This is a genomic window from Cupriavidus necator, from assembly GCF_040578825.1.
GTDB lineage: Bacteria > Pseudomonadota > Gammaproteobacteria > Burkholderiales > Burkholderiaceae > Cupriavidus > Cupriavidus necator_E.
In genome coordinates, this window is the sequence record NZ_JBEFLI010000083.1 from 19,584 (window position 1) to 27,936 (window position 8,353).

Here is an 8,353-nt window from a genome sequence, read left to right on the forward strand (position 1 = left end):
AGAGACACTTCAATGGCACCATCCCGTAAGGCCCTTGATCCACAGACAGAACGCGAGGTGGCCAGCCTGGCGCACTTCTTGACCCTCAATGCTCTGTCGCAGAGTGCGGACTTCGATCGCCATTCCCTGACGTTCCAGGGGGGGACGTCTCTAGCCTTGGCTTGGGCCTCTCCTCGTTTCTCGGAGGACCTGGACTTCATCGCGGGCAACGTCAGGCCCGAGCAGCTGTCCGAAGCAATGCACCTCGTCGCCCGCGACGTTCAGCACGCAATTGTTCCCTTCTATCCAGGCGCGAAGGTCGACTTGGCCGACAAGAGCGGAAAGGGCAAGCAGCTCGCCGTATTCCAGATTGGTATCACCCTGCCGGACGTGGTCGGCAAGGTGAAGGTGAAGACCGAGTTCTGGCAGGTGCAGCCTGACAAGGCAGCACATTACGAAGGTGTACACCGGACACTAGCCCCGAGCGGAGGCGCGACCCTATATACGACGGTCCGTCCCATCTTCAATGTTGCTACACCCAAGCAGATCTTCTTTGACAAACTCAATGCCATCGCGCACAGGGGCCGACTGAAGGCAAGGGATGTGTTCGACGTCTGGTTCCTCACCACGCAACTGCGCGATGGGTCTGCGGAAACGGGTCAGGCATTCAATGCTGACAAGGTGTTTGGCGACGTGCCGGAATTCCTTACTTGGATGGACAACACCGCGGCGCTCTACGATCGGACAGCCTTTGACGCGATCATGGGTCTGCAGGACTTGGTGGAGAAGCCGAACGAGGAGTTGATGGCCAGCATGGAAGTGGGGCTGAAGCCTTGGATCGCCCCGGCGATGTGGAATGCAATGTGGCCACACACCGTGCAGGAGATGGTGGATGTCACCAAATTCCATTGCTCGCGAGCAGTCACGATCCTGATCGAGAACGCGCCGGAGGACAAACCCGTCCGGACCGCCCCGGAGAAGCCGTGAACTCGTTTAGGACGCTGCGCAAAATGCCGGCGGTGTTTTCGCTGCGCGACATCTCGGTACTGCTCGACAAGGACCACGCTGCAGTTAAGGCAACTGTTGCGCGATGGAAAGAGCAGGGCATGGTGCATGCTGCCGGGCCCCGCCTGGGGCTCTACTACAACCTGGTCACACATCCGAACTGGGAAGAAAATCGCGCGCACGCTATCAAGATGGCATACCCATCTGCCGTCGTAATCGGTCCAACTGTCCTGCACCGTTACGGGTGGATCACGCAGATCCCGCAGTCTGTAGCCATCGCCGTCTTGAACGATGGGAGCCACCCCTCTATGGAAGGTGTGGAAGTGTTCAAACGGTCAATGCGGTGGTATCGAAAGTTCTCTCCCTGGGGTGAGCCTGTCTACGGCCTGCCCGCGCTCACCCCGGAGAACGCGTTGCTCGACTGCCTCGAGCACGCTGGCAAGATGTGGTGCCCCAATGCCGATGACCTTGATGAGTTCGATGTCCCGGCAGATCTGCTGGAGAAGGTCGCGGAGCACGACGAGCAGCATGCGGTGATGTTGAAGCGTGCTCAAAGGCCTTGCTGACGGCGATCGGTTAGCCTCGCCTATCGGCGATCATCATCACTCGCGTCCCGTGGGGTGGGCTTGATACTTGTGCCGCGCCGTGCCTGTTGTTCGCCAACCGTTCTGGCGCTGCCTCGCGTTTCAGAACGGAAGGTCTGGCGTTGCCTGATCGGAGGCTTGATGTGGCTTCGACTTCCGCGAAGCTCTGGGCGCGGGCTCGGTGTCCATCAGATCGGCGGGGTATAGATTGAGGAAGGTGCGCGCAACTTCTGGGTCGCTGCAGTTCAACCAGTCGTCCCACTGATCGCGATGCAGGATCACCACCGATCGCTTCTCTTTCCCTGGGGCGTGCATGCGGCGCATCAGTGGGTGGTTTTCGGCGTTCACCGTAAGCATGGTCCAGGATGTGAAGCCGTCTGGCCAGTCACGCCACAGGCCGGCGATAGCAAAGTTCTCTTGGTCACGCGCCCAGATCCGGTACCGCACCGACTTTGGCCCGGACTCGTAGTTGGGTTCGAATAACGCGGACGCTGGGGCCAGGCAGAGCTGCCCATTTTTCCAGGCTGCCGAGAATGTTCTCCGTTCCCCAACAGTCTCCGATCGGGCATTCGTCGTGTCAAAGGGTTTGACACCGGATGGAATCCGGGACTTCGGCATCATGCCAAAGTTGCCCAGCACAGCCTGCCTTCCGCCGGCGGCATCGAGCCGCACGATCGGGGCCATATAGTCGGGCCAGGTTTCGGGCGGGTATGCCGCGGCAGGAGGTTCTACGCCATAGACGTCGCGCAGCAACTGGGCCTGCACAGGGATGTAGTTGTTGCACATGTCCCTCCTCCTTGGACTCAATTAGATCACACGGATACGCTAAGCCATGCGCGACACGAGAAGTGCGCAACTGGCATTCGGTCGTGTCTGGTCACAACATACTCCTGGCCGGCGTGGTACTTGCTCTCGGTAATCATGAACTTGATGTCGTTCACCGAGACGTCGAACTCCCCCTCGATCCCGGTCAGGGCATGGACCTGCTCGGCGAGTTTCGCTGCGTCGAATCCGGATAAGGTCCTCAGATACTTCGATTCCGATTCGCGAGCATCAATTCCAAGCGCGCCCGTGCGATAACCAATGTGGATGGCATCGTAGCGACCAGTGAGCAGGCCGTGGATTGGCTCTTCGGAGAAGAGTTCTTCAAGCTTTCGGATCAATGGGTCCATGGTTCTTGTGCTGTTTCAAACAGCCCTAACTCTACTACCCACTACAGTAGTTGTACAAACTGACCACCCTTTGGTGGCATAGATTTAATTTCTATCCATCCGTGACGGCTTTCCAACGATGGCATGGATGGATTTTTGCTCGGCCTGCACCATCCGCGATCGCCGGCATATCTGCCGTGTACTCCACGCTCGCTGAGAGCGTCGCCCCCTGCGTTAGCAAAAGTCTCGGCTGTTTGTTTCGAGGGTCCCGAGAAGATTGCTTAGATCAACGACGTGTTGTGCAATTAGGTGTCGTACGTCGCCCTCTGCCTGCCACTGACCATAGATTCCAATGAGTGATGCATTGAGGATTTCTTTGCGGAACCGCTCTAGGACCCCCGGCCAAACGATGACGTTGACCACGCCCGTCTCGTCCTCGATCGTCATAAATAAGACGCCATTTGCGGTGCTCGGCCGCTGCCGCACCGTTACGATCCCGCAGCCGCGGGCGAGCTGCCGATTCTGGTAAGTGCTCAGCACCGAGGCTGGCTCGAAGCGGCGCGCCGCGAGCTGCGGCCGCAGCAGTGCCAGGGGATGGCGGTTGAGCGTGAGCCCCATGGCTCGATAGTCCGCAACGATCTCTTCGCCCTCCGTCTGAGGGCGCAGGGCAGGGCGGTCTTCGATTAGGTCGGTAGGCCGAAGCAAGTCTTTGTCGGGTACGGCAGCGGCCGCCTGCCAGAGCGCCTGGCGCCGATCGCCAGATAGCGTGCGCAAGGCGTTGCCCGCGGCGAGGACCTGGAGGTCGTGGCGGTCCAGGCCTGCGCGGCGTGCGAGATCCTTGATGGAGTCGAAGTGGCGAGCCGCCCGGGCGATCTCGATGCGCTGCGCCGCCTCCTCGCGCATTCCGCGTAGGCGCGATAGACCCAGCCGCACCGCAGGCTGCCCGCCTTCTCGCCGCTCAAGGGTTGAATCCCACAGGCTGATGGTGACATCGGCAGGACGCACCTCGACGCCGTGGCGCTTGCCATCCTGCACGAGCTGGGAAGGGCTGTAGAACCCCATCGGCTGGCTATTGAGTAGCGCGCAGAGGAAGGCCGCCGGCTCGTGGCGCTTGAGCCAGGCGCTCGCGTAGACCAGTAGGGCGAAGCTGGCCGCGTGGCTCTCTGGGAATCCATATTCGCCAAACCCTTGAATCTGTCGGACGATGCCTTCCGCGAACTCCAGATCGTAGCCCCGCTCGAGCATTCCGGTGACGATGCGCTCTTGGTACTTCTCCAGCCCTCCTTTACGCTTCCAGGCCGCCATCGCGCGCCGCAGCTGGTCGGCCTCGCCGGCGGTGAATCCGGCCGCGAGCATGGCCACCTGCATGACCTGTTCCTGGAAGATTGGGACGCCCAGCGTACGGGAGAGGGCGACTTTCATCGCCTCGCTTGGGAAGGTCACCGGCTCGAGGCCTTGCCGCCTGCGCAGGAATGGATGGACCATGCCGCCCTGCACGGGACCGGGACGCACGATGGCGACCTCAATCACCAGGGGTCGTAGAAGGTGCGGGGACGCAGCCTCGGCAGCATTGACATCTGCGCGCGCGACTCGATCTGGAACACGCCGATGGTGTCCGCCTTGCACAGCATGTCGTAAGTCTCGGGATCCTCTGCCGGGATGTCCTGCATTTCGAAGAGCTCGGCGCGCTGCTCGCTCACCAAGTCCAGCGTGCGACGGATGGCGGATAGTATGCCCAGGGCGAGGATATCGACCTTGAGGAGGCCGAGCGCGTCGAGGTCATCCTTGTCCCACTGGATGATGCTTCGCCCGGCCATGGCCGCATTCTCGATGGGCACCAGCCGTGACAGCTTGCCCGCCGAAAGGACGAAGCCGCCAGGGTGCTGAGAGATATGGCGGGGGAAACCGAGCAGCTGCGTTGCCATGCTTGCCCATCGCTGGGTGAGCTCGCTTTCGATATCCAGGCCGCATTCGGCAAACCGCTTGATCAGGTCGGATCGGGAATCAAACCAGTGGTGAGCCTTGGCGACCTGGTCGACGATGGTCGGATCCACGCCCAAGGCCTTTCCTGACTCGCGCAGCGCGCCGCGGGGGCGATAGGTGGCCACCGCCGCGGTGAGCGCGGCGCGGTCCCGGCCGTATCGACGATAGAGGTACTGGATTACCTCTTCGCGCCGCTGATGCTCGAAGTCGACGTCGATGTCGGGTGGCTCGTTGCGCTCCTTCGAGATGAAGCGCTCGAAGAGCAGGTTGCCGCGCGCCGGATCAACCTCGGTGATCCCCAGGCAGTAGCACACACTTGAGTTGGCTGCAGAGCCGCGCCCCTGGCACAAAATGCCGTTGTTGCGCGCAAACCTGACGATGTCGTACACAGTCAGGAAATAGTGCTCGTACCGAAGGTCCTTGATCAGCGCGAGCTCGTGCTCTATCTGGGACTGGACCGATAGCGGGATCCCTTGGGGAAAGCGTCGATACGCGCCGGCGAACGTCTCCTGCCGTAGGTAGTCTTCCGGCGACACGCCGGGCGGCGTCAGTTGGTCCGGGTATTCATAGCGCAACTCATCGAGCGAAAAGGTCGAGAGATTGGCGATTTGCACGGACTCGGTAAGCGCGCGGTGCGGATAGATGTTGGCCAGACGCAGGCGGGAGCGTAGGTGCTGCTCCGCATTCGCAGTCAACTCGTACCCGCACGCTGGTACCGGTTTGCGCAGACGGATGGCACTGAGCACGTCATGCATGGGTTTGCGCGAACGCACGTGCATGAGCACGTGCCCGGTGGCCACCAGGCGCAGGTGGTTGGTGATTGATGCGCGCAGTACTCCTGCCCGGTGGATGTCATCCATGGCCCGGTACAGCAGGGTGAGGCTGATCCACGCGCGGCCGGCGAAGGTGGCGGTGATCCACCGTGCCTGGGCATCGAGGGTCGCCTCCGGGGTGCAGAAGTCCGGCGTAAAGATGATCGTGCAGTCAGGCAATCCACGTAGATGCTCAAACCCCGGCCCGGGTCGGTCCAGGTCGCGCTGAGTGAGCCGGTAGGTTCCTTTTTCCGCGCCGCGAGTGCGCGCCATGGTGATGAGCTCGCACAAGTTCCCATACCCCTCGCGGTTGCGCGCGATTGCGACGAAGGAGAGCGACGGGCTGCCATCCTCGTTCACCAGGCGGAACCATGCCCCAACCAGCAGCTTCAGGTCGTGGCGCTTCGCCTCCGTGTGTGCCCGCACGATGCCCGCAAGGGAGCACTCATCTGTGATAGCCAGGGCGCTGTATCCCAATTGCACGGCGCGCTCCACCAACTCCTCCGCGCGCGAAGCGCCTTCAAGGAACGAGAAGTTCGAGAGGCAGTGAAGCTCGGCGTAGCCGGGCAGGCCGGCGCCGGTCAGATCTGTGTTCATTTGCGCGTCTCAACCGAACAGCCCGTGCAGGTACCACCGAGCTGTGTCACCCTCGGGGCTGGCCATCCGTTCGCAAAAGATCCAGTAGAACGAATGGTCCTTACCCTCGGCGACGTAGTAGTCGCGTGTCACTAAGTCGCCCGCCCACCACCCCGCCTCGATGCGCTCGGGTGGCGATACCAGGTGCAGGGGCGAGCCATAGAACGGCCGGTGGTCCCGCTCCAGCAAAGCGATGGGTTTGTCGAGCAGCCATGCTGGGCGGGGGAGGTTAGGCGCGCGCTGGGCCGGGCGGGGCTTGCCGACGGCCGGTTCCCAGCCATTGGCCACCTCCGGCCGGTAGTCTGCCTGTAAGGCCGGGCGAAGGATGTTCTCGGCGCCAAGCCGCGCGGTGAGCAACTCCATCACCCGTGCGTGGTCTTCCGGCGTGCCGCCGGGCTCGGGAAACAGATCCTCGCTGGGCGGATCCTTCGGCTGTACGTCCGTGACCGACAGGCGAACGGCGATCATCGGGGCCTCCACCTGTACGCGGGCGAGTCGCTCGCGCAGCAGGCGCATCAGGTGGTCCTCGCTCCAGCTGGGCTCCGCTAGGGCGATCTCGACTACCGTGGGCGGCACCGCGGAGCGCCCGCGCTCGTGCTGCAGCTCGACGGCAATCCTCGTCACGGCCAGTTGATGGGCGGCCAGCCAGCCCAGCATCTGGACAATCAGGCCCCGCGCATAGAGCAAGGTCGCCTCGGCGTGCTCGATACGGTCGGGCAGTTCCGCGCGCGCAGTAAAGCTTGGCGGCGCTTCGAGCCACTCGAAGATCTCGGGTGCCAAGCCGAGTGCCCGGTCCAACGTTTCGTTGAGCTCCTGGCCGCACCGGCGCTGAAGGCCGGCGCGCGGCAGCCGGCGCAGATCACCAAGCGCCGTGCAGCCCAAGCCATCCAGCCATTCGAGGTAGGGGCGTGCTGCTGGCAGCACCGCCGCCGACATTCTGGTGACCTGGCGCTCAAGTGAGCGATGGGACAGCGCGCGGCCCCCGCCGGCGCGTGCCAACAGCCAAGCCCCCTGAGCCGTCGGGGCGCAACCGGTCATGGGTGTCACGCCAAGCGCGCGGGCAGTCGCGCGTACGCGGCGCACCAGCTTCCGGATGCCGCCGAAGAGTCGCAGGCTCGCCGATACGTCGACCAGGACGCAGGCCTCCTCTGCTTCGACAACATTGGGCGAGAACTGGAGCAAGGCGGTCGCGGCGCGACGCAGGCCCTCGGCTTCCTTCTGGGGCGCCCGGTCGAAGATGAGGGTCTGCGGCGCCATGGTCAGTACACCGCCGCGGCGCATGCCAAGGCGAACGCCGGCGCGTGCTGCCATCGGGGTCATGGCACACACCTTCTCGCTTTCCAGCACTGCCGTTGGCAGCTCAGTGGACCAGCTCGGCCGGAACACTTCGAGGGGTAGCGATGGCAGGTGTAGGCAGATCCACAGGCGCAACATGGCGGTGGAGAAGGCTCGGCGATGGCTCGAGCCAGATAAGCAGCGGCGCATCCTGCTGGGGGCCGCGCCGCTTGAGAAAGGTCACCTCGATGCCACCGGCGGCCGGGCTGATGGCGAGGCGTAACGGAGCGGGGGAAGCGTCGCGCGCGCAGGCGACAGGGCGCACGAGGCAAAACAGGGCTTCGCCCGACTGAGCGGCCAGGTGGAGGCGGCGCAGCGCGTCTGAGCGGATGTGCTGTTGCCAGAGCAGTACGGCGCCGCAAGTACCGGCGCGCAGCAGCTGCTCGGTAGCCCACAGCGTGTCGGCGGTTCGCTGCCCCCGAATCCACAGGATCTGCTGGGCCGGCAAGCCCCAGCTTGTCAGGGCGAGCGCCTGCGGCGTGTGAGGAGGCTGAATCAGCGCAACCGGCCGTGAAGCGGCGGCGAGCAGGGCCGGGCGCAGCAGACGCAACTCGCCCACGCCAGGCTGCCGCGTGAGCAACTCAACCAACGTGCCCACCGGCCAGCCGCCGCCAGGCAGCTCGCTGGCCAGTTCCGGATAGCCGGTTGGCAGCGTGCGACCGGCCGGCCGCGCCAGTTGGGAGGCGCGCCAAAGGGCGGGATGGATGGTTTCCGGGTTTGGGGTGGACATGAGGCTGCAGAGCTGTCTGTCCGTACAGTGTACTGTATGTTTATACAGTGTGCGCCGGCTAACCGGCAAGGAGTAAAGGGTGAAAGTCCCTGACAGCAGAAGATTTAGCGAATCACGCTGTCCCCGAGTCATGCGTTG

General features: G+C 63.3%; 6 protein-coding genes and 1 pseudogene. 2 read left to right on the forward strand and 5 right to left on the reverse strand.

The window, feature by feature from the left end; all coding sequences use genetic code 11:
* The first annotated feature begins 12 nt into the window (after positions 1-12).
* Positions 13-966: a nucleotidyl transferase AbiEii/AbiGii toxin family protein gene (locus AB1I47_RS28955; protein WP_354687126.1), complete on the forward strand. Its 954-nt coding sequence runs from the start codon at positions 13-15 to the stop codon at positions 964-966.
* Complete coding sequence (locus tag AB1I47_RS28960; RefSeq protein WP_354687127.1) at positions 963-1,550, forward strand: hypothetical protein; 588 nt, start codon at positions 963-965, stop codon at positions 1,548-1,550. Before AB1I47_RS28955 ends, AB1I47_RS28960 begins: the two co-directional genes overlap by 4 nt.
* A gap of 120 nt (positions 1,551-1,670) precedes the next feature.
* Here AB1I47_RS28960 and AB1I47_RS28965 read toward each other — a convergent pair whose 3' ends face one another.
* The 5 genes and pseudogenes from AB1I47_RS28965 to imuA all read right to left on the reverse strand — a co-directional run bounded on the left by AB1I47_RS28965 (position 1,671) and on the right by imuA (position 8,215).
* Positions 1,671-2,354, reverse strand: coding sequence for an SOS response-associated peptidase (locus AB1I47_RS28965; protein ID WP_354687128.1), 684 nt, complete (start codon positions 2,352-2,354; stop codon positions 1,671-1,673).
* A 26-nt stretch (positions 2,355-2,380) separates the two neighbouring features.
* On the reverse strand, positions 2,381-2,740 hold the full coding sequence (locus tag AB1I47_RS28970) for a hypothetical protein (RefSeq protein WP_354687129.1): 360 nt from the start codon (positions 2,738-2,740) through the stop codon (positions 2,381-2,383).
* Between the two features lie 213 nt (positions 2,741-2,953).
* Positions 2,954-6,111 (reverse strand): annotated as a pseudogene (locus tag AB1I47_RS28975) (error-prone DNA polymerase).
* Between the two features lie 9 nt (positions 6,112-6,120).
* Complete coding sequence (locus tag AB1I47_RS28980; RefSeq protein ID WP_354687130.1) at positions 6,121-7,584, reverse strand: Y-family DNA polymerase; 1,464 nt, start codon at positions 7,582-7,584, stop codon at positions 6,121-6,123.
* Positions 7,511-8,215 carry a translesion DNA synthesis-associated protein ImuA gene (gene imuA / locus AB1I47_RS28985; RefSeq protein ID WP_354687131.1) on the reverse strand — a complete coding sequence of 235 codons (705 nt, stop codon included), beginning with the start codon at positions 8,213-8,215 and terminating at the stop codon, positions 7,511-7,513. The genes AB1I47_RS28980 and imuA overlap by 74 nt, the downstream gene beginning before the upstream one ends.
* Positions 8,216-8,353 lie beyond the last annotated feature (138 nt).

Coding starts and splice junctions, on each gene's coding strand:
- AB1I47_RS28955 (WP_354687126.1), top strand. CDS start 13: ATGGCACCATCCCGTAAGGCCCTTGATCCACAGACAGAACGCGAGGTG.
- AB1I47_RS28965 (WP_354687128.1), bottom strand. CDS start 2,354: ATGTGCAACAACTACATCCCTGTGCAGGCCCAGTTGCTGCGCGACGTC.
- AB1I47_RS28970 (WP_354687129.1), bottom strand. CDS start 2,740: ATGGACCCATTGATCCGAAAGCTTGAAGAACTCTTCTCCGAAGAGCCA.
- AB1I47_RS28980 (WP_354687130.1), bottom strand. CDS start 7,584: ATGTTGCGCCTGTGGATCTGCCTACACCTGCCATCGCTACCCCTCGAA.
- imuA (WP_354687131.1), bottom strand. CDS start 8,215: ATGTCCACCCCAAACCCGGAAACCATCCATCCCGCCCTTTGGCGCGCC.